General features: G+C 45.2%; 20 protein-coding genes. 10 read left to right on the top strand and 10 right to left on the bottom strand.

Annotation, left to right across the window (positions count from 1 at the left end):
* Positions 1 to 211 precede the first annotated feature (211 nt).
* Positions 212 to 784: a hypothetical protein gene (locus MMB75_RS20500; protein ID WP_025363769.1), complete on the top strand. Its 573-nt coding sequence runs from the start codon at positions 212 to 214 to the stop codon at positions 782 to 784.
* Positions 785 to 1043: 259 nt separating this feature from the next.
* On the top strand, positions 1044 to 1589 hold the full coding sequence (locus tag MMB75_RS20495) for a GNAT family N-acetyltransferase (protein ID WP_025363768.1): 546 nt from the start codon (positions 1044 to 1046) through the stop codon (positions 1587 to 1589).
* Positions 1590 to 1639: 50 nt separating this feature from the next.
* Here the strand turns inward: MMB75_RS20495 and MMB75_RS20490 are convergent, their stop codons facing one another.
* Positions 1640 to 1972 (bottom strand): hypothetical protein, encoded by a 333-nt coding sequence (locus MMB75_RS20490; protein WP_016820215.1) that lies wholly within the window; start codon positions 1970 to 1972, stop codon positions 1640 to 1642.
* Between the two features lie 186 nt (positions 1973 to 2158).
* Here MMB75_RS20490 and MMB75_RS20485 point away from each other — a divergent pair, with 186 nt between their 5' ends.
* A complete protein-coding gene (locus MMB75_RS20485; RefSeq protein WP_257126568.1) occupies positions 2159 to 2983 on the top strand; it encodes an alpha/beta fold hydrolase in 825 nt (274 codons plus the stop codon).
* Between the two features lie 82 nt (positions 2984 to 3065).
* On the opposite strand, the gene MMB75_RS20480 is transcribed toward MMB75_RS20485, so the two are convergent.
* The 3 genes from MMB75_RS20480 to abnB form a co-directional block, all read right to left on the bottom strand.
* Positions 3066 to 3281, bottom strand: coding sequence for a cold-shock protein (locus tag MMB75_RS20480; RefSeq protein ID WP_013308357.1), 216 nt, complete (start codon positions 3279 to 3281; stop codon positions 3066 to 3068).
* A 131-nt stretch (positions 3282 to 3412) separates the two neighbouring features.
* Entirely contained in the window at positions 3413 to 3613 is a 201-nt protein-coding gene (locus tag MMB75_RS20475) for a cold-shock protein (protein WP_007428290.1), read from the bottom strand.
* A 384-nt stretch (positions 3614 to 3997) separates the two neighbouring features.
* Complete coding sequence (gene abnB, locus MMB75_RS20470; RefSeq protein WP_257126567.1) at positions 3998 to 6433, bottom strand: arabinan endo-1,5-alpha-L-arabinosidase AbnB; 2436 nt, start codon at positions 6431 to 6433, stop codon at positions 3998 to 4000.
* A 430-nt stretch (positions 6434 to 6863) separates the two neighbouring features.
* Between abnB and MMB75_RS20465 the strand changes: the two genes are divergently transcribed.
* The 5 genes from MMB75_RS20465 to MMB75_RS20440 all read left to right on the top strand — a co-directional run bounded on the left by MMB75_RS20465 (position 6864) and on the right by MMB75_RS20440 (position 12261).
* On the top strand, positions 6864 to 7205 hold the full coding sequence (locus tag MMB75_RS20465) for a DUF805 domain-containing protein (RefSeq protein ID WP_017425676.1): 342 nt from the start codon (positions 6864 to 6866) through the stop codon (positions 7203 to 7205).
* Positions 7206 to 7359: 154 nt separating this feature from the next.
* Positions 7360 to 8955 carry a spore germination protein gene (locus tag MMB75_RS20460; protein WP_257126566.1) on the top strand — a complete coding sequence of 532 codons (1596 nt, stop codon included), beginning with the start codon at positions 7360 to 7362 and terminating at the stop codon, positions 8953 to 8955.
* Positions 8956 to 8990: 35 nt separating this feature from the next.
* Positions 8991 to 10196 carry a Ger(x)C family spore germination protein gene (locus MMB75_RS20455; protein WP_257126565.1) on the top strand — a complete coding sequence of 402 codons (1206 nt, stop codon included), beginning with the start codon at positions 8991 to 8993 and terminating at the stop codon, positions 10194 to 10196.
* Positions 10197 to 10498: 302 nt separating this feature from the next.
* On the top strand, positions 10499 to 11620 hold the full coding sequence (locus MMB75_RS20445) for a GerAB/ArcD/ProY family transporter (RefSeq protein ID WP_257126564.1): 1122 nt from the start codon (positions 10499 to 10501) through the stop codon (positions 11618 to 11620).
* Positions 11621 to 11862: 242 nt separating this feature from the next.
* Complete coding sequence (locus tag MMB75_RS20440) at positions 11863 to 12261, top strand: hypothetical protein (protein WP_016820211.1); 399 nt, start codon at positions 11863 to 11865, stop codon at positions 12259 to 12261.
* Positions 12262 to 12335: 74 nt separating this feature from the next.
* Here the strand turns inward: MMB75_RS20440 and pyk are convergent, their stop codons facing one another.
* On the bottom strand, positions 12336 to 13751 hold the full coding sequence (gene pyk, locus MMB75_RS20435; protein WP_016820210.1) for a pyruvate kinase: 1416 nt from the start codon (positions 13749 to 13751) through the stop codon (positions 12336 to 12338).
* 178 nt (positions 13752 to 13929) lie between these two features.
* On the opposite strand from pyk, the gene MMB75_RS20430 reads away from it, so the two are divergent.
* A complete protein-coding gene (locus MMB75_RS20430) occupies positions 13930 to 14718 on the top strand; it encodes an AraC family transcriptional regulator (protein ID WP_016820209.1) in 789 nt (262 codons plus the stop codon).
* A 171-nt stretch (positions 14719 to 14889) separates the two neighbouring features.
* Here MMB75_RS20430 and MMB75_RS20425 read toward each other — a convergent pair whose 3' ends face one another.
* The 5 genes from MMB75_RS20425 to MMB75_RS20405 all read right to left on the bottom strand — a co-directional run bounded on the left by MMB75_RS20425 (position 14890) and on the right by MMB75_RS20405 (position 21294).
* The gene (locus tag MMB75_RS20425; RefSeq protein ID WP_016820208.1) at positions 14890 to 16308 is read right to left on the bottom strand and encodes a sucrose-specific PTS transporter subunit IIBC; all 1419 of its coding nucleotides are present in this window, start codon (positions 16306 to 16308) and stop codon (positions 14890 to 14892) included.
* A 67-nt stretch (positions 16309 to 16375) separates the two neighbouring features.
* Positions 16376 to 17851, bottom strand: a complete 1476-nt coding sequence (locus MMB75_RS20420; RefSeq protein ID WP_045244959.1) for a glycoside hydrolase family 32 protein — start codon at positions 17849 to 17851, stop codon at positions 16376 to 16378.
* Between the two features lie 181 nt (positions 17852 to 18032).
* Positions 18033 to 19055 (bottom strand): LacI family DNA-binding transcriptional regulator, encoded by a 1023-nt coding sequence (locus tag MMB75_RS20415; protein WP_090890786.1) that lies wholly within the window; start codon positions 19053 to 19055, stop codon positions 18033 to 18035.
* A 168-nt stretch (positions 19056 to 19223) separates the two neighbouring features.
* The gene (locus tag MMB75_RS20410; RefSeq protein WP_257126563.1) at positions 19224 to 20066 is read right to left on the bottom strand and encodes an aldo/keto reductase; all 843 of its coding nucleotides are present in this window, start codon (positions 20064 to 20066) and stop codon (positions 19224 to 19226) included.
* A gap of 31 nt (positions 20067 to 20097) precedes the next feature.
* Positions 20098 to 21294, bottom strand: a complete 1197-nt coding sequence (locus MMB75_RS20405) for an MFS transporter (protein WP_257126562.1) — start codon at positions 21292 to 21294, stop codon at positions 20098 to 20100.
* Positions 21295 to 21434: 140 nt separating this feature from the next.
* Between MMB75_RS20405 and MMB75_RS20400 the strand changes: the two genes are divergently transcribed.
* On the top strand, positions 21435 to 21800 hold the full coding sequence (locus tag MMB75_RS20400) for a winged helix-turn-helix transcriptional regulator (RefSeq protein WP_013368959.1): 366 nt from the start codon (positions 21435 to 21437) through the stop codon (positions 21798 to 21800).
* Positions 21801 to 21837 lie beyond the last annotated feature (37 nt).

The following is a 21837-nucleotide window of genomic DNA, read 5'->3' as shown; positions in this document are numbered from 1 at the left end:
GTGTTTCCCCCTAATTCGGCTGTATCTATCGTGCCTTTAGTGTATTATATCACTTAATACACGTAATACAATAGCAATTCGTTAAAATGCTAGTCCTGCCATCCAAATTCCATTCAGTAAATGCTCAGCTTGCGCTCAGATAGCATTCAAGTTAATCCCTTATGATGTATCACGTACCAAACAAACCATAAACGAAAGGTGGAAAATGAAGATGAAGAGCACCAAGAAAGCAATTTTGGCCGGAACGATGGCGTTGGCATTTTTAGGAGGCGGAGCGCTGTACTCCACAGGCGCAGCCCATGCTGCTTCAACTACACCTGAGAAGGCTCCTACTGCAAGCAAAGCACAGGCACCTAAGGGAAACCCTGGCGATGCTAACGGTCCACAAATCGCAGGAGGAAACTATGCTGAGAACAAGGCTCTCCTGAAACTATTGAAATTGTCCTCCAGTCAGTTGGATACACAGTTGAAGGCTGGTAAATCCCTTGCTACGATCGCCAAAGCACAAGGCGTGAGCGTAAACTCCGTAATTGATGTGATGGTTTCGGATATGAAGTCAAAACTCGCTACGGAAAAACAAAATGGCAAGATTACCGCAAGCGAATATAATCAGCGTGTTTCCAATCTGAAGCAAATGATTACCGATATGGTGAATGGCGTTAAGCCCTCTAAGCCACCAGTAGACGGGGCTAAAGGAGAAGCAGGTAAAGCTCCAGCTAAAACAGATGCGGCTAAGGCACCTGCTAAGCCAAATGCAGCTCAAGCCTCTGCTAAGCAAAAATAGCTACAGCTTCTGTTTTCCAAAAGCTGTAGCTCGATAAGTCACATTCATAAGAACCATTTGTTAATCTGACACAGCCACTCCACAATAATAAATCTCCATCCGGCCTCCCTGTACGGATCGAGAATGAATAAGCCTGCCCTCTGCTACGATACAACAGAAGAGGACAGGCTTATTTTTCATGTACTTGATACAATATGTGGTAAACTAACTTAAGCCAGAGATCACACTTTTTATCCTGATTCAGCAAAAGGAGTATGTAATGAAAATAAATAAACAGGAATTTCATGTACAAGGAGTAAGCTATATCATTAGATCGGCTATGATTCAAGATGCGATGAATTTGTCTGAAATCCGCTTACGGATGGATGGAGAGACTGAAAATTTAGACAGAGAAAAGGGAGAAGCATTCATAAGTACATCCGGTTTTGAACAGCTTATTAAAGCCGATACAGAGCACGCCAAAAATCTATTTTTAGTTGCGGTCGTTCATGATAAAGTCGTTGGATTTTCAAGATGTGAAGGTCATGTTCTGCGTCGATTCGCTCATAAAGTTGAATTCGGTGTGTGTGTACTAAAGGATTTCTGGGGGTATGGAATCGGGACGAATCTTTTGAAAGAGTCTATTTCCTGGGCAGACTCTAACGGCATCCAGAAAATGAGCCTACAAGTTCTAGAAACCAATAATAAAGCCATTGAACTTTATAAAAAGCATGGATTTGAAATCGAAGGGTTATTAAAAAACGACAAGATTCTCTCAGATGGTCAATACTACAACACCATAATCATGGGAAGATTCCATAACTAAAAAAGATCCTGTTCCACAGGATCTTCCATCATTTCGAGGCGATATTGGCCCTAGTAGCGATAATCATCGTAGGGATTGCGATTACGATAATGGTCTCGCGGCTGTTGGGCTGCGGTAATCATCAAAAATATGCCTGAGAGCAGGTGCATTAACCAGCCTACAAATGGAATCCACCCAACAACCGAGGTCACAATCCCTAAAATAGATCCATAATAAGTCTCTTTATTAGTCACCGATAGTACCAACGTAACAATGTGGAAAATCAACATAAAGAACAATACAGTATACGCAGAATTTATGACGAGCAGCCCGCCCAAAACAGGAATAGCAAAAAATAGCTCCAATCCGCCCGTAATCCATTTTAATGTTTTTGATGGTGTCATTGTTCCACTCTCCCAATGCTGTTTCATTCCATAAGTATATCCTATCCCCATACAGGATGACATACATATTTTACTAATTTTATACTTGTATAGCGACGACCTCACCCCTTTTTCGAATGAGCTAAGCCCTGACTACATATATGTGAGAGAGAACGAAATTTCGTGATTTTTAAAGGGGGGAGCATCATGGGATATTATATTGAAGTGGAACGTGGCGTTAAGCTGTATGTAGAAGATATAGGAGAAGGCATCCCTGTTATGATGGTGCACGGCTGGCCACTGGACCATCGAATGTACGAATACCAGGTTGCCCTGTTGCCTGCTTACGGATACCGCTGTATTCAAGTAGATCTTAGGGGGTTCGGGAAGTCTGATCGACCATGGCATGGCTACAATTATGATCGACTGGCAGACGATCTCCTGGCTGTTATACAGGCCCTTCAATTAAGCCATATACGGCTAATCGGTTTTTCTATGGGGGGAGCAATTGTCACGCGCTACATGAGCAGACATAGGGGATGGGGTGTTGATCAGCTAATTTTGATCGGAGCTGCCACGCCTCGGTTTACCCCAACCAGCGACTTTCCTTACGGTACTCCTGTCGCAGAGGTAGATAAACTCATCAAACAAGCCTATACAGATCGTCCGCAACTGGTAACATCATTTGGCGAAATGTTGTTCGCCAAACCCGTCAGCCAGAGTTTACGTGACTGGTTACGTGATCAGGGCTTTGCGGCTTCGGTTCATAGCATGGCTTGTACTTTGTATTCACTGCGTGACTCTGATTTACGGCCCGATTTGCCATGTATACACGTGCCTACGTGGATTCTACACGGCAAGCTGGATCGGGTCTGCCCTTTCCCTCTAGCGCTCCAAACTCAAAAAGGAATTGCCGGCTCCAGGCTTATTCCTTTCGAACGAAGTGGTCACGGTGTATTTTATGAGGCACTACCTGAATTTAATTCCACCTTACTGAGCATACTATCCCCATCCTCTATACACCCTAATTGAAAGCCTGTTCTCAGAAAAACAAAAAAGACGCCTCAGCGCCGTTATGGCTATGGGGCATCTTTTACTACAAACATGTATCCACTTAGGATTGTTTGGTATGATTAAAGCTCGTATTGTTTAAAACAGCCAGCTTTTTCTCGCCCTTCACCATGGCAGAACCGCAAATGGGGCATGTCGGCTCGACAGAAAAAGCGAAGTTATCCCGCATCCAGCCGTTGCATGTATCACTGGCGCAATTCCAAACAGTTGTAATTTCCTCAGGAATTTCATCCATTGGCTTTTTCCGTGAATTGTACATAAACATCCCTCTTTCTTCATGATTTATAAAGCGATAAGATGTAATCAGTTCAAAAACGGTCTTGTGAACAGATAAAAACAAATGCCCCAAACGCTATGTTCGGGGCATCTGAAGTAGGCTGTAATTTAAAATTACAGTTTTACAACGTTCTCAGCTTGTGGTCCACGGTTTCCTTCAACTACGTTGAATTCTACGCGTTGGCCTTCGTCCAAAGATTTGAAACCTTCGCCTTGGATTGCGGAGAAGTGTACGAATACATCGCTTCCACCTTCAACTTCGATGAAACCGAAACCTTTTTCTGCGTTAAACCATTTAACTGTACCTGTTTGCATGGAATTACCTCCAAAATATATTTATATGACCTTTATTTTTTACAAATAAAAATTCACATATTGCACAAGGTTATTTCAACCTAAAACAATAACCCTCTACAATATGTGAATCTCAGGTCACAATTTCAATATACTCATATTACCATAAGTGTATTGAAAACGCAAGCACTGGAGAATTTAATTTATGCAGAGTGCTTATGTCATCTATTGCTGCCTCAAGCTGTCTTCATTAGACAAGAGTGAGTCATTAACGCCTACTTAAAACATTATATCCGCAATTGCTTCCTATTATACCAGTAATCAAGAAATAAATATACACAACGTTGCGCAGGAGATGAACTTCTTGAGAAAAAGTCCATCCCCTGCTTTGTTTGCTCATTTTAATTACAAATCCGCTAGTGCTTTAATTTCCTCTGCTGTCAGCGCTTTGTTATATAACTGTACCTCGTCCATGCTGCCGTTAAAGTAGGCATCAGCGACAAAGCGGCTTTTACCGAGATACGCTTCGTTTGTCAGCAACTCATTAGGGTTAAAGGTAATACCGTCATTTACAGCTACTTCTTCACCATTTACATACAGCTTCCCTGTATTCCCCTCCAGTGTAACCGCCACATGGGTCCACTGGTTTAGAGGTAATGATGATTTGGAGAGCAGGCTCTGATCCGTACCTTCATGGATTGTAAACTGGAGTACACCGCTTCCTTGGGAAGGGGTGAGGAACATATGACGAGCCTGGCCGTTGCCGAAATCAAAAATCCGTTGCCAAGCGGCTCCGCCCTTCCAGTTCACCCACGCGGAAAAGGTAAAGTCCTTCGCATCCGTTACCGTGTTGGGCAGCTGCACGTAACCATCCTTGCCGTTCAGGGCAAGAGCACCGCCAAGCTTCCCATCTTTATTCCATGTGGCACCACCATAGGCCTTACCGTCGAGTTGATTATATGTGCTGTCGACAACCGAAGTTCCTTGATCCTCACTCCACGAGTAACGTGCGAGCTGAGGGCCTTGAGCCTGCTCGGGAACAATGGCACTAAAACTCTTCTTTGCTGTAGCTTTGTCCTTTTTAATAGTCGCCGTCAATGTAACTGCTGCAGGCTGGGAACCGGCTTCTGGACGGTACACTTCACCAGTGACAGAAATAATCTCAGGGCGGGAAGATTCCCACGAAATCGTGGTATCTTGTGCAGCTTGAGTAGGTAGCGTGAGATCATAAAAAACGTTGCTTGTGTCGCCTAGACTCAGATCCTTCTGCACCGCAGCTACAATCTTGCTGGCCTTCAGGTCAGGCTTTAGCGAACCCCATACTGCAACACCCTTGGAGGACAGTGCGGTAAAAGCAAGGGTTTTGGCTCCCGTGTCTGGATCACGGTGCCGCAGGAATACCCCTTTGTACTTCGCACCATCTGCTGTAATTTCCAGCTGATTGTCTGCCCCCAGCTTCCATGTACCGTTCACTCCGCCAGACAGTTTGCCACCGTGATCCAGATTGACGGTAACAGCTTGCTTAATATTGGCCGAAATTTCCTTCCCGTGATTTACATACGAGTATTGGCCGATGACATCCTTCTCTGACAGCTTTTTCAGTGAATCCTCATCTCCTGAATAACGATAAGGAGCAACTACAGGCCAACCGTCAGCGTTCATGAACATTTCATGTACACGCACTTCAAACTGCTCACCTCTCCCCGGAAAACGGGAATGAAAAATGACAAAATGCTTTTTCGTCTTGGGATCATAATAAGCCGAGTTGTGTCCGGGCGACACATAGCCTGTACCCAGCCCTGTTCCCGGATCACCAATTTCTCTTGGAATTAGGTAATTACCTATTAACTTGACGCCGTATGGCTCAATGGAAGCGTCATCAAAAAGAGGTTTGTCAGGATTCGCTTTAACCTTGATCATGTCGTTGCCTTCAGCATCGTAGAAAGGACCATCCGGTGTTTTGGACCGAGCCACACGCAAGTTATATCCGCCATCCGCTGACAATCCGCCATAGGACAGGAACAAGTAATAGTAGTCCGTTTGTGGACTGTATTGTATGTACGGCCCCTCCATACGAGCATGGTTACCGCCCGTCAGTTTTTTCCCGTAGCCTTGGCCTGGTAAAGGCTTCCCTGTTTTTTCATCCATCTGCATAATGAAAATGCCTCCGGAGTAGGAGCCATATACCATCCACAGCTTGCCGTTCTTATCATAGAAAGTGTCAGGGTCTACGGCATTGGGATGCTTGGTTGCGTCATAGATCGTCCCATCTTCACTCGGTTGATCCCACATACCGGACTTCAGGAAAATTCCTTTATTCTTATAAGGTCCTTCAATTTTATCAGCAACCGCTAGGCCCATAGCTGAACGCGGGGAGTCTCCTTTACAAGCGTTATAGTACATATAGAACTTGCCATCCGCCAGTTGAATGACATCCGCTGCCCACAGCGTGTCTGTCTGCGCCCAATCCAGCGCTTCCTTTAATTCCTCTTTGACGTTGGGAATCAATGCATTACCATTTGCCACACCTGTCGCAATTGTATCCCAATTCATGAGGTCTTTGGATTTGGCAGCCGCCAGATGTGAACCAAAAATGTAAAATGTATCTTTCACTTTCAGGATGGATGGATCATGTACGGAAGTCTCCTTGAAGGAAACAGCCTTTTTACTTTGGCTTAAAATGTTATCCAGACCTTGAGCTTGAAGGGTGGTTTGCTCCAGACTTTGAATCCCAGCTGTATCTGAATTGAGTGTGGACTCGGCGCCCACCAAAGAAGCAGGCAACAACAGTGCACCTGCCAGAGAAGCAGCCGTTACTTTACGAACAAATAATTGCTTCATAAATCAATCTCCTCTCGTTTTGAACATTCCTGCTAACATAAAACAATAATGAATAAGACGTTCAGGATTATGTTTGTATTAACATCTCCACTCTTAAATTAAATGTTGATCATCCTCCTCTCTGAATTAAAGCGCTTTCAACCAATATGAAAAATAAAACCTCCTTTTGTTAAGAAGGACGATTCAAACCTGGCGGTTAATCGTATCTCTATATTATTCAATGAATATGGAAAATTCAATATGTGATTTTATATTTTTATAAATTATTCGTTTAATTATTAACCTTAATAAATGTGTTGCTTTAATTCCTAGTTTAAAGTTATAATTTGACAAGTAAAATTCTATATGTTACCTGCCGATATATCTAAAAAGAATTGTTTTACGATGAACACAATACAAATATTTACATTTTATGAGGAGGTGAAAATTTATGCAATGGTATTTAAATGGATTAAAAAACTATGTAGGATTCCAAGGTAGAGCAAGACGTACAGAATACTGGATGTTTGTTCTATTTAGTGTAATTGCCAGTTTTATAGTCGGTCTGATCGATGGTCTTTTGGGCTTAACTCCAATATTGACTCTCATCTACTCTCTGGCTGTCCTGTTGCCATCCTTGGCAGTTCTTGCTCGCAGACTGCACGACACGGGTAAAAGCGGTTGGTGGATTCTGATTGCTCTTGTGCCATTCGGTGGCATTGTACTGCTTGTATTCGCATGCCTAGACAGTCAGCCTGGCGACAATAAGTATGGGAAAAATCCTAAATTGTAATTTGATGTAGTTGGTCTAAAACCTCTTTCACTTTTGTGAAGGAGGTTTTTTTATACCCGCTTTTCCCCTATCGAAATTCCAGCTATAAGTTTACCAAGAGACTCCAGCGTCCATACTGGATTAAAAAGTATCCTCAAAGAGAGGAAGAACGTGCATGCGTTTTCGGAAAAGAACCCCCCTTAACAAATTTAGAAAGGCACCCGTTCAGCAAAGCGAGAGTAAGTCTGAACATCCCGCAGAACAGCTCAGTGCAAATATCGGAACCAATCTTCAGCAGATCAGACAAGCGCTCGGCAACAGCACCGACATCGTCATAAGAGAAATTCGAATCGGCAAGGACGGTGACCAGACCATTGCGATCCTCTATACCGACGGTTTGGTGGACCAAAATATAGTCTCCGACTTCATTATGGAATCAATGATGCTGGACAGGAGCTTGTCCAGGAACGTGGAATGCCGGATTCAAGCCTCCTCTAATGTCATGCAAATGTTGAAAGATTACGCCCTTACTATTGGCAGCATCCGGGATATTACTGACTTTGAAGCCTTGTATAACGCGCTGTTGTCGGGGGATGCAATCATTTTGATTGAGGGTGAGACGCAGGCAATATCGGCCAGCGCACGTGGATGGAAGGATCGGGGGGTCACCGAGCCTGCCTCAGAAAATGTCGTCCGTGGGCCTCGGGAAGGATTTTCTGAGACATTGCGTACGAACACAGCCTTGATTCGACGTAAAATTAAAGATCCGAATCTATGGCTGGAGACCAAACAAATCGGTCGTGTAACCCAGACCGATGTCGCTGTCATGTATATAAAGGGGATTGTGAACCCTAAATTGGTTGAGGAAGTACATGAACGATTGAATCGCATTGATGTAGACGGCATTCTCGAAAGCGGGTATATCGAGGAATTAATCCAAGACAAAACCTTCACCCCCTTTCCGACAGTATACAATTCGGAACGCCCAGACGTGATCGCCGCCGAGCTGCTGGAAGGAAAAATTGCGATCCTGGTGGATGGTACCCCTTTTGTGCTTGTCGTGCCTGCATTATTTGTTTCCTTCCTGCATGCGGCGGAGGACTATTATCAGCGTGCAGACATTAGCAGCTTCATCCGGGTCCTTCGTTATACCGGAGTTTTTATTTCCCTGCTCGGTCCGTCCTTATATGTTGCCATCACTACATTTCATCAGGAAATGCTGCCGACCTCACTGCTAATCGGTCTAGCGGCACAGCGGGAAGCTGTCCCCTTCCCCGCCTTTATCGAAGCACTCATGATGGAACTGACATTTGAAATATTGCGGGAAGCTGGCGTTCGCATGCCCAAATACATCGGGGCAGCCGTCTCTATCGTCGGCACACTCGTCATTGGACAAGCTGCTGTCGAGGCGGGCATCATATCTGCGGCAATGGTTATTGTTGTATCGATTACTGCTATTTCCAGCTTTGTTCTTCCTGCCTACAATATGTCCATCGCTTTTCGTATGCTGCGATTTCCCTTGATGGGACTTGCCGCTTCCTTTGGGCTGTTCGGAATTATCGTCGGAGGCATTGCCCTGATCCTGCATATGTGCAGCCTTCGTTCATTCGGCGTTCCCTATATGACTCCCTTTGCACCTCTCATACCGGCAGACACCAAAGATACCATCTTTCGATTCCCTCACTGGATGATGATGTCACGTCCCCGGTTAGTCGATCAGAAAAATGTCAAACGTCGAAACAGCACTCCGCCCCGCAAATCACGGGAATAGAACAAAGAGAAACTGTCAGAAAGGAGTGGATCATCATGAAGCGGAAGAAGGCGTTTCTCTTCCTGATTCTTGCACTCGTCTTAATTCTGACAGGCTGTTGGAATCGTAGAGAGTTGAATGAGCTTGCCATCGCCGTCGGTATGGGAATCGATAAGCAAGGAGATCAATTCCGGGTCTCTATCCAAGTGGTGGATCCTGGCAAAGCATCGGCTAAAAAAGGAGCAGGAGGCGGGGCTCCAGCCACCTTGTATACAGAGGAGGCGGACACCATATTTGAAGCGATCCGGAAAATAACAACAATTAGTCCCCGGAGAATGTATTTTTCTCACCTGCGCATATGTGTTATCGGTGAGTCGTTAGCTGCCGAAGGGATGGCAAAATCTTTAGATTTACTCTCCAGATATCATCAGTTCCGCACTGATTTTTATATTGTAGTGTCCAAGGACGTTAGTGCGGAGGATACGTTGAAAATTATGACGCCTTTAAATCCGATTCCCGCCAATGACCTTTTTTCTTCCCTGGAAACATCACAGAAAAACTGGTCGCCTACTACGACGGTAACCTTGGATGAATTGATTGCAGCTATGACTAGTGAAGGAAAGCAGCCTGTGTTGACAGGACTTCGGATCATTGGCAATAAAGAAATGGGAGAAACCAGCAACAATGTGCAAAAGATCGCTCCGTTCAGTCGTTTACAGTATTCAGGACTTGCTGTATTCAGAAAAGATCGACTAATCGGATGGTTAGATGAAACTGAAAGTAGGGGCTATAATTTTATCCTTGGCAAAGTGCAAAGCTCTGTCGGTTACGTTGCTTGCCCTAGAGGCGGCAAAGTCGTCTCCGAAATCATTCGCACCCAAACCACTGTAAAAGGAAGCTCCTATAGGGGAGAGCCCCAGATTCATATTAAAATGCAGGTTGAGGCCAACGTGGGAGAAGTCGAGTGTACTGACCTCGATTTGACCAAGGTAGGAACGATTTATGACATTGAAAAGCAAGAAGAAGAAAAAATAGAAGATATTATGAAGTCGGCCGTTAGAAAGGCCCAACAATCGTACAAAACGGACATATTCGGATTCGGTGAAGCCATTCACCGCGCTGCTCCGAAGACTTGGAACAGACTGAAACAAAACTGGGATGAGGAATACTTTACAGAATTACCCGTAACGATCAAAGTCGATTTCAAGATTCGGCGCTTGGGCACCATCGGTAGCTCCTTTATGAATGATATGAAAGAGTAATTCCTCACTCCACAAAAGAAGGTGTTTTGCAAAGTGCTATCTCAAATCGTAAAAATCATCGGCATATTCCTCGTCGCTGCTGTAATTAGCTTAATTGAAGTCCCCGACATGTGGAAAAAAGGATTTAAAAAAGAGCTTTGGTTATTTTTCATCCTACTCTTTTTTGCGGTCGGAATTAGTTGTGCCAAGGTATTACACTGGCTCATTCCCACCCCCCTGGATTGGATAACAGCCATATATAGACCATTCAGCAATTTCCTGATCCATATGGGCCTAATAAAATAAGAGGAGGTGAAAAACGAGTGCCCGCACAAATCAAAATCTCAGCACGACAAATCATGATCATATCTGCTTTATTTACGGTCGGAAGTGCAATTCTCATCGTCCCTTCAGGGATGGCACTTGTAGCCAAACAAGATGCGTGGATTGCCGCGCTCGTGGGGGTCGGGGCTGGGCTTCTTATCTTGTATATGTACAGCAAGCTTGCGGCGCTTTATCCAGAGATGACCCTGATTGAGATGATGGAAACCCTACTCGGAAAATGGTTAGGCAAAACCGTAGGTTTTCTATTTTTCACCCTACTATTCATTAATGCTCCTGTACCGGTGTTATTTTATTTAGGGAATTTTATGACTACTCAAATGATACCGGAAACGCCGATTCTAGCGGTAAATATTCTTTTTGCACTTATCATAGTATTCGCTGCTCGGCTGGGTCTCGAAGTCCTGGCTCGTTCGGCCGAACTGTTGTTTCCTTTATTTACTCTGCTGTATATTTCTTTTGTAGGTTTAGTGGTATCCAACATTAAGCTGGAAAATGTCCAACCTGTATTGGAGGCAGGAGTAGGGCCGATTTGGCCTGCTGCCCTGTCCTTTTTTAGCACAGTATTTATACCTCATATTATTTTGCTCATGATCTTCCCTTCTTCTATAAATCGTTCCGATCAAACCCGTAAAGCTTTTTTCATAGGAAGCCTGATTGGCGGATTGATGCTGGTCGTGGTGGTTGCATTGACAATTTTGGTATTTGGTCCTGACTTAACGGCAAGAAATATATATCCTAGCTATGCGTTAGCCAAAAAAATTAGCATTGGCAACTTTCTACAGCGCATCGAAGCCATCATGGCTACAATGTGGTTTATTTCACTTTTTTTTAGAATCACACTGTATATGCACACCACAGTGACAGCAATAGCCCAAATCTTTTGTCTGAAAAGCGATCGGCAACTGGTGCTTCCCCTCGGGATGTTATTAGTCATCCTGTCCATCATCGTGTATCCTAATGTCCCTTACCAACAAACCTATGATACAAAGACGTGGATTCCCTATTCTCTATCCATTGGGTTGTTTTTCCCCTTACTGCTGCTCTGTATTCATGGGATACGAACAATCTGGTCAAAGAAAAAAACAGCATCCAAAGGGTAAATCACACTCATTTTTCGTTATCTGCGAATTTTTTTAGTGCTACCTGTTTACAATCTTCTCTTTTAGTTTATTTTAAACGAGTATTAAGCTGGCGCTAAGATTGGGCGTGTATGATGTATTTAAGAATCTGGTAACTACATAAGCCGGATGGGCTAAAGGCATAAACATCACTCCCGTTGGATATCCATATACCGTTCCACCCCGTCAGAAATTTAATGAAACACAAAAGGAGATTTACACTTATGAATCGAAAACGAATGTTGGTCATCTGCACACTGTTGCTGGCGTTATCTATTGGGCAGTCATCTACTTGGGGAAGTCGGGCTAATGCTGCTGCACTGGCTCCAGAGAGAGCCCTGCATGTACAGGACAATGAAGCTTCCAAGGATGATGATCTGTTGAAAGCACTGGGTATATCCTCGGATGAGCAATTATATGATGCGTTATATAATGGTCAAACCTTGGCTGATATTGCACAAACCCATAATCAGGATGCTCAGGCTATCGTTGATCTACAGGTAGCTCAGTTGACGGAGCAGTTGGATCAACGACTGGCCAATAAGAGCATTACCCTAGAGCAATACCAAGCCCATAAGGCAGAACTGACACAAGTCGTTGCCAAAAGTGTGTTCGGGCTGTAAGCCTAGACACGACCGAACATCAAAAAGGCGCTGAACCCTTAGAGGATCAGCGCCTTTTCTGTATTTGATATAACTTACGCTTGATATACCCGAATCAGATTGGTCGTGCCTGCCTCAGCGACAGGGACGCCTGCTGACAGGACTACAGTATCTCCTTTATGGATATATCCTGCATTCAGCGCGTTACGGATGGAAGATTCGAACATTTCATCCGTTGTGGCTACCTTATCCCCTTTAATCGGGAATACACCGGACAACAGGCAAATTTTAGCGAATACCGTGTTATTCGGAGTAACCGCAATGATCGGTGCCTTCGGACGATATTTGGACACCATACGAGCCGTGAATCCACTGGCAGTCGAGGTAATAATCGCTTTGGCATCCAGCTCCAGAGACGAACTCACCGCACCCTGACTAATGACTTCAGTAATGTTGGTGCTTTGGCGTGCTCTGCGCTTATCGAACTGCTCCTGGTAATCCAATTGTGATTCTGCACTGGCAGCTACCGCAGCCATGGTCCGTACGGATTCAACAGGGTATTTACCTGCAGCAGATTCGCCCGACAGCATCACTACGTCAGCTCCCTGCATAACGGCATTGAACACGTCACTAACTTCAGCTCTCGTCGGACGCGGGTTCACCTGCATGGACTCCAGCATGTGAGTAGCAACGATAACGGGCTTGCCGACCAGATTACACTTGTCGATCATTTCTTTTTGCATCACAGGCACGTCTTGAATCGGCACTTCCACGCCCAGGTCGCCACGAGCTACCATAATACCGTCCGAAGCTTCGATGATATCATCCAGGTTTTCCATACCTTCGGCATTTTCAATTTTGGAATAAATCTGTACATGCTCGGCATGATGTCCCTTCAAAATCTCACGGATTTCACGGATATCGTCGCCTTTACGCACAAAAGAAGCCGCAATAAGCTCGATACGCTGCTCCACCCCAAATTGAATGTGCTTCACGTCGCGCTCTGTTACGCCTGGAAGAGTTGTATGAATCCCTGGCAGATTCACACCTTTTCTCGGCTTCAAAATACCGCCGCTTACGATGTTACAAATCATCTCGGTTCCTTCGATGGAGGTTACAGTCAGATCAACCAAACCGTCGTCGATGAGAATGCGGTCACCTGCTTTGATATCCTTCGGCATATCTGGGTAATTCACCGAAATACGATGCTCGTCCCCCAAAATCTCTTCCGTGGTCAGAATAAGCTGGCTGCCTGGCTTCAGTAGAACAGATGCCTCCTTCAGCTTGCCAATCCGTATTTCCGGTCCTTTAATATCCATCATGACAGGGATACAGGTATTCATTTCCTTCGCTGCCTGTCTCACATTTTCAATACGTTTAACATGATCCTCCAGCTCCCCATGAGCCATGTTCAAGCGAGCTACTGTCATACCAGCCTGGATCATTTCTTTTAACAAATCAATGGAGTCGCAGGCAGGTCCCATAGTACAAATAATTTTCGTTTTAAGCATAGTAATGTCATCCTCCTGAATGTCTTTACTGTATAACTTCTTCTCCACTTTGCTTCTCTATCTACATTAAACTTATATAGTCCTATTCTACCTGTACCCGTTCACCAAGACTATGAACTATAGTATGATGGATGTATTACAGTATGATGAATGTTGAAGACATTGGAGAGTGAGTTTTGTGATTACATTGACGGGTATACGGCAGGACAATGGCGTAGACTGGTATGAAAAGGCTGGTGCAAATACCGACAACGATGACTTGCTATTCATTTTGGTCACCTTTGGCAAATGTGTATATTGGGTGAACGATAGCAAGATCATTCTGGGCAAGGGTGAAGCACTGCTTTTACCCGCTCATCTGAATTACTATGGCAAGAGCATTCCTACGCTTTTCCATACCAAGTATGTGATACATTGCCGCAAAACATGTACGAACAGCACACTTCCCATACTGAATACAGACCAGCCGTTATGGATCAAGCCCGGATGCTACGATTTGCTGCATGAACGGATCAAATCGATGTATTATCAATGGACTGAACACCCAAGCTACTACGCCCTGATGGCTGACTGTCTGCTGACCGAAGCCATGATTTATATGAACCAGGAATGGGACAAAGGTACCGTTCCTCGCGATAAAGAACGGCATGTAGAACATATGAAACAGTACATTCAGAATCACTACAGGGAAAAGGTAACCAAAGAAGAGCTTGGTGATGCCATTCGCAAAACCCCCAATTATGCCGCGACACTGCTGCGTGAGGTTACAGGCCAAACGATCAGCGAGCATGTACATACGCAACGTATTAAAACCGCTATCTACATGTTGACGGAGTCGCGGCTAACGATTCGTGAAATTTCGGAGTATGTGGGCTATAGTGATGTGTCCTATTTCCATCGGATCTTCAAACGGTTGACAGGTTGCTCGCCGTCCGAGTTTCTGGATGAACGTTCCTCCATCGTCTAATCTGATAGCCTGAAGCGGAATTTCACAGATAAAAAAATGGCCGCTTCACATCGAATGCTGCTCTAGTTATCCTTTTTTTCATTAAGGGACAAGAGCGCTCCGTGTAAAAGCGACCATTATATTTATAGTTACACGCATGAATCTGCGTATATTGGTGCTGACTGAATGATATTATTTGGAGGAACCCGCTGTTTTGACTTTGTCCAGCATTTTATCGTTAAAGCCAAACATCCAAGTCAGGACAAAGGATACTGCCATAGCAGCCAAGTTCGCCAAAATATAAAACGGAAGCTGATGGTTCATGTAAAGCAACGTACCTGGAATAACCGTAACCGCCATCCCTGTAGCCGCCAAATGCAAGACCGAAGCAATAAAACCACCAACCGCTCCGCCGATGAGACCCATGACAAAAGGCTTCATATATCTCAGGTTGACCCCGAAGATAGCCGGCTCTGTAATTCCTAGGAAAGCAGAGAACGAAGAAGGAAGCGCCAACGCTTTCAGCTTGCTGTCCTTCGTTTTCAGGCCAACTGCCAGACAGGCAGCTCCCTGTGCAGCCATTGCGCAGGTAATAATAGCATTGAAGGCATTTACGCCGTTCTTTTCAAGCAGTTGAATCTCCAGGAAATTAAATATATGATGCACACCTGTAACGACGATAATCTGATGCAAAAAGCCGATGACGATCCCTGCAATACCGAAAGGCAAATCAAGTACAAATATGGTTCCGTGCAGCACCCATTCTTCAAGTGAATGGAAAACTGGACCGATAGCAAACAGTCCCAAAGTGATCATAATCAACAGTGTTAAAAATGGTGTGAGAATCAGATCCAGCGCTTCAGGCACCCGTTTGCGCAGCGCCCGCTCCAGCTTGGCTCCGATCAAGCCCACGAAGAAGGCTGGTAATACCGAGCCTTGATAGCCCACCACAGGAATGAAACCGAACATCGTCAACGGATGGGCTGAGCCGTCCGCAACACTATACGCGTTAGGCAAAGCTGGGTTTACCAGCATCAGACCGAGAACGATACCCAGCACCGGACTGCCGCCGAATACTCTAAAGGCTGACCATGCGACTAACGCAGGCAAAAAGGCAAAAGCCGTATCCGTTAATACCTGTGTATATAATAAAAAGTTAGGTGAAATATCCTGCGGCGTCATGCCGAGCAATGCGAGAATTTGCGGCTGAGTGAGCAAACCGCGCAGTCCCATGAACAGCCCCGTAGCGACCAGCACTGGAATAATCGGTACAAACACGTCGCCAAAGGTGCGGATAGACCGCTGGAAGACGTTGCCCTCCTTTTTCGCCTGACTCTTCACCTCTTCTTTAGATGAACCCGTCACGCCAAGCTTTTCAACCTCATCAAAAATCCGATTTACCGTTCCTGTACCAAAAATAATTTGATATTGACCTGAATTGAAGAAAGCCCCCTTAACCTTGTCGATCTCCTCAACCTTTTTCTGATCAATTTTCTCTTTATCATGCACCATAATGCGCAGGCGCGTTGCACAGTGAGCAAACGAAGCGATATTTTCCTTTCCACCGATCGCCTCGATCACTTCTTTAGCTATCTCTCTGTTTTCCGCCATGATGTTCATCCCCTCGTTCATTCCGTTATGTTTGATGATTAACGATCCACTTGATGAATTAGCCTACTCATGTAAAATTCCATTTTACCGCTTGGAAGAGAGCCTCTCCCTTGTCGGCAAAAAAGCGTATTTCGTCACTCTCTGGGTGCGGAAAAATACGACTGGTGAACACTTCTTCCCCATCATTGACGAAAATCTCAACTGAAGATGTATCTACAAACAGATGAAGTTTAATATGATCCTTGTCCCATGCACACTGCCGTACTTCACCGTACGAAGTGGCTACAGGCTCACCCGATTGCGTACGATCCAATACAAGTTTACGGCTAACGGCATTATATTTAATCACCGTTTTCTCCGTCTCACTCGCACGGAATTCAATACCGAATGCCTTGGCATCCAAAAGATCTACTTCGCAGATCATCTCATAGGCAGTACCCTTAAATCCTTCGTAGGTTTTGCTCTCTGAGGACAACGTGTCAGCTACCCGATCCTCACTATTTCTACGCAGCGTGGTTAATTCGGGGATAGGCCGCTGCAAGAGTTTTCCCTCATGAAGCGTAAGTTCCCTCGGTAATGTCAGACAGTGGGCCCATCCGTTCGGATCTGTCGGATATTCGATATCCGGTAGCCCCATCCAGGCCACCATAATACGACGCCCCTGCGGGTCAATCATCGTCTGTGGTGCATAGAAGTCGAAGCCCCGATCAAGCTCCTGGAATGCGCCGTGCTCCAGTGTTCTTGTCTCTGTATCCAGCAGTTTGCCGATGACGTAGCCCGATTGATAAATATTGTGGTTTTCATCCCCTGAAGGCTCCAAGCCCTGTGGAGAAAAGACCAACACACCCGCTCCATTCAGTTCAAAATAATCCGGGCATTCCCACATGTATCCAAACGATTCCAGCCCCGTGCTCAGTTCTCCCTCGAACTGCCAAGTGTGAAGATCCGTTGAACGATAAAGGACAACGCAGCCTGTTGAATCTGTTCTTTGTGCACCAATCACACAGTAGAAACTATCGCCGTCCTTCCATAGCTTGGGATCACGAAAATGGTCTGTATAACCTTCTGGCACATGGCCAATAACAGGATGCTCCCACTTGGTAATGTGACCGCTCTCATCCATAACAGCCATGCATTGATAAGGATGTCTGATCCAGTTTTCGTCACGTGTATTTCCTGTATACATCATGTATAATTTGCCCTCATGCTCCAGCGCGCTGCCGGAATAAGCCCCATGCGAGTCGAAGTAGTCTCCAGGTGTGATGCCAATGCCTGCACTATGCCATGTGACCAAATCTTTGGATTTCAAATGATACCAATATTTCATCCCGTGATCGGTTCCTAGTGGGAACCACTGATAAAATAAGTGGTATTCGCCTTGATAATATGAAAATCCATTCGGATCATTGAGCAAGCCTGTCGGTGGTTGGATATGAAACGACTGCCGCCACGGACATTGCTCCACCTTTTTCTGCAAGCTTGCTATTTCACCGGGCTCAGCCTGCTCGATTAATCGATACTTTTGTTCTTTTGTCATTTTCATAGGTGTACCTCATTTTTTTAAAACTTAGATTTTTGGGAACCGGTTCCAATGCGATGAAAAAAATTAAACGGAACCGGTTCCTATACAATGAAAAAAATATACTCATCCATGGATTTGCAACCGATTCCAATTGTGCAAGAGTGCAATGGAACCGGTTTCGAAGAAATTATAATCCACCTGCTCAGCGTTTGTCAACGCTTTCTCTTTCAATAAGGGTATAATCCATGACCGTCACTTGCTCTACCGTTTTATGTTCTACCAGCCGTACAATGTTTTGGGCTGCTACACGTCCAGCCTCCATATACGGGTATTGAACAGTTGTTAGCGCAGGGTGAATGACCTCCGTAATATCGTATCCCCCAAAGCCAGTGACCGACAAATCCGACGGAATGGTAATTCCTCTGGAATAAGCCGCGTTGATTACCCCAAGCGCGATATTATCCGTAGCACACACCATCAACGATGGCTTGAATTGGTCTAAGATGGCAGATGCAGCAATCCGTGCATCGGACATTTTAAACCCGGTTTCATAGTACCTGATATCATATCCTGCGACTCGCATCGTCTCGTCCGTATAACACGTAGCAGGTAACGCATCGCGAACAGCCTGCCTAAAGCCCTCTTTGCGCTGCACACCGACAGCAACGTCCCTTTCAGTAACACCGACATAGGCAATTTCACGGTGGCCCTGTGACAGGACATATGCACCGATATCATATCCGGCACGATAATCATCATGGATAAGGCTATGGATCTGCTCATGTTGTTGGCCTACCAGTAATACCGGAATACTGATGTCTCGAATCGCGGTCAGGTGGTCGTCTGTAATTTGAGCAGCCAGCAGAATGATGCCTGAAATTTTTTGTCGTGCGAACTCATAGATCGCTTCGATTTCACGCTTTACATCCTGACTCGTATTAGAGATCAGCATCTGGTAATGCTGGGAACGCAGTTCCTCATCAATCCCCATTAACGTATGTGATGTCGCAAAGGAATCCAGCCGTGGCACGACGGTTCCGATAATGTTGGTCCGTTTAGCCTTCAAACTTTGGGCAAAGGTATTGGGCACATACCCCGTGGCCTTAACCACCTTTTCAATTTTACGCTTAGTGTCCAGGCTGACAGATCCGCCGTTCAAAAAACGGGATACGGTGCTCTTGGATACACCAGCCATTTGGGCTATATCTGCAATTGTCTTATTCATGAGGTCCCCCGGAGATTTTCATTTTCATAAGCGTCCAAAACTTCTCTTTTCATATAATTCTATAATACCATATGGCAGGATTGGATTGCTGTAGCTCCAGATTCATCATGCACAAAAAAGCCGTCCCTTCCATGAAGAAGGAAACGGCGTTTTATGATGGACTGAATTTTAAAAATCAAAGTTGTCCGGATCTGGACCTACCCGAAGATTGGCATTTAACGCCTGAATTTGATCCATATCCTCACGCGTCAATTCAAAGTCAAAAATATCGGCATTTTCGACGATTCGATGCGCCTTGGTGGACTTGGGAATAGTGACGACTCCCTGCTGTACATCCCAGCGCAAAATCACTTGAGCCACCGATTTACCGTGCTTGTTCGCTATGTCTTGCAGCACCGGATGATCGAGCAATTGACCCTGCATGAGCGGGGACCAGGCTTCCATTTGAATGTTGTTCTTTTGACAGAATTGCAGCAGCTCGGTTTGGGTTAGCTGCGGGTGAAATTCCACCTGATTGACCATTGGCTTGATTTCTGCATCCTGCATGAGATCTTCCAAATGGTGAATTTGGAAATTGCTGACTCCGATGGCCTTAATCCGTCCTTCTTTATACAAGGACTCCAAAGCTCTCCAGGCTTCTTTGTACTTCCCTTGAACCGGCCAATGAATCAAATATAGATCCAGATAATCCAGTCCCAACTTGTCCAGGCTTGCTTCATAAGCTGCTCGTGTCTCTTCATAGCCTAAATCTGCATTCCACACTTTGGAGGTGACGAACAGATCTTCTCTGGGCAGATTATTCTCCGAGAGGGCTTCCTGAATAGCCTGCCCCACACTGTTTTCATTCGCATAGATTGCCGCTGTATCTATACTGCGGTAGCCATGCTTTACAGCAGCCTTCACAGCATTGACCAGCTCTGAACCTTCTTCTACTTTAAATACCCCGATGCCAAACCAAGGCATGCGAACTCCGTTGTGCAATGTTGTTGTGCTTTGTAGGTTTTGTGTCATTTTGTATCTTCCTCTCTATTTTTTAAAAGTTTTAGCCTGCCAAGGCGGTTGTATCCCTTTTTTCGAGCATACGACTCCAGGCTGTCAGTAGAACCGCCACCAAAACCATTACCCCACCGACCCAAGTTGTATGCATGAGACCCAGTGAATCTGTTACAATTCCTCCCACATACGCTCCGATTGCGATCCCTGCATTAAAAGCCGCAATATTAACAGCAGAGGCGACATCGACCGCTTTGGGTGCAAAACGTTCGGCTAACATAACTACATACACCTGTAGACCAGGCACATTCATAAACGCAAGCAATCCCATAAAGAAAATCGTCACCAGACCTGCCGTTTGAAATGGCACGGTAAACCACAGCAGAAACAGGATCACAGCTTGAATCAGAAACATGTAAAACAAAGCTGAAAGCGGTCTGCGATTCGCAGCTTTTCCACCGATGACATTCCCGATAGCAATGGCGATTCCATACAATAAGAGAATGAATGTTACCGTATTTTCTCCAAAACCGGTTATGTCATGAAGTAATGGAGATAAATAAGTAAACACGACGAATGTGCCCCCATATCCCAAGGCAGTAATGATAAATGCAAGTAGCAAGCGACCATTCGTAACCAGTTTGACCTGCTCGCTGAAAGGAGTCTTATTCCCTTTTCGGAGCGTAGAGGGCAGCAGAATCAGATTGGCAATGAGGGCCACAACACCGACGACCACAATAGCCATAAATGCAGCCCGCCAACCCCATTGCTGCCCAACGTAGGTGCCCAATGGTACCCCTGTCACGGTGGCAACGGTCAAGCCGGAGAACATAATCGAAATAGCACTCGCCCGCCGATCATCGGGAACAAGGTCGGCCGCGATGGTGGACCCGATGGACATGAACACTCCATGGGAGAACGCCGAGATGACACGTGCAATCAGCAGCAGGGTGATTCCACTAGAGACCGCAGCAAGGCTGTTGCCTGCTATAAACACAATCATGATCCACAGCAGTAGCGTTTTACGAGGAACACTCGATGTTAACGAGGTCAACACAGGTGCCCCAATGGTAACCCCTAATGCATACAGCGTTACAGTTAGTGCGGACATTGTTACGGATATGTGCAAGTCTTCAGCGATCAGGGGAAGCAATCCTACGCTGATGAACTCAGTGGTCCCAATGGCAAAGGCGCTTACGGCTAAAGCCAGTAATGGCCAGATACTTCGTTTGGATTCTGGCGACATGTTTTTCACTCCTATCTATAGTAATCTTCGACCAGCAGATGTTATTATGAGTTATTCAATCAATTATGAACAGTACGTACTTTTTAGTGATATAGGTACCAAAAAGTACCCTAGAGGCGACATACACGGAGGGATCGGCATTGGGAAAGAAAAAATACAATATCTCTGTTGAGGCGACATTAGAGGTGATCGGGGGAAAATGGAAGTGTGTGATTCTGTGTCATTTGACCCATGGAAAGATGCGAACAAGTGAATTAAAGCGCATGATGCCTTCCATAACACAAAAAATGCTGACTCAACAGCTTCGTGAATTAGAGGAAGACGGCATTGTCAATCGGATTAGCTATAATCAGGTTCCACCCAAAGTGGAGTACGAGCTTAGTGAATATGGATGTAGTTTGAAAAGCATTTTGGATTCACTTTGTGCCTGGGGAGAAAGACATATTATTAAAGAATACGGGGATAAATCTGCGGTTTTGGAGGATAATATTCTGAATAAGCTGTAAAGCAAAAAAAAGCGTCTGCACTAGATCAGCAGGCGCT

It is taken from the genome of Paenibacillus sp. P2(2022) (assembly GCF_029522175.1).
In the GTDB taxonomy this organism is placed as follows: domain Bacteria; phylum Bacillota; class Bacilli; order Paenibacillales; family Paenibacillaceae; genus Paenibacillus; species Paenibacillus polymyxa.
This window is presented reverse-complemented; position numbering and strand designations above follow the sequence as displayed.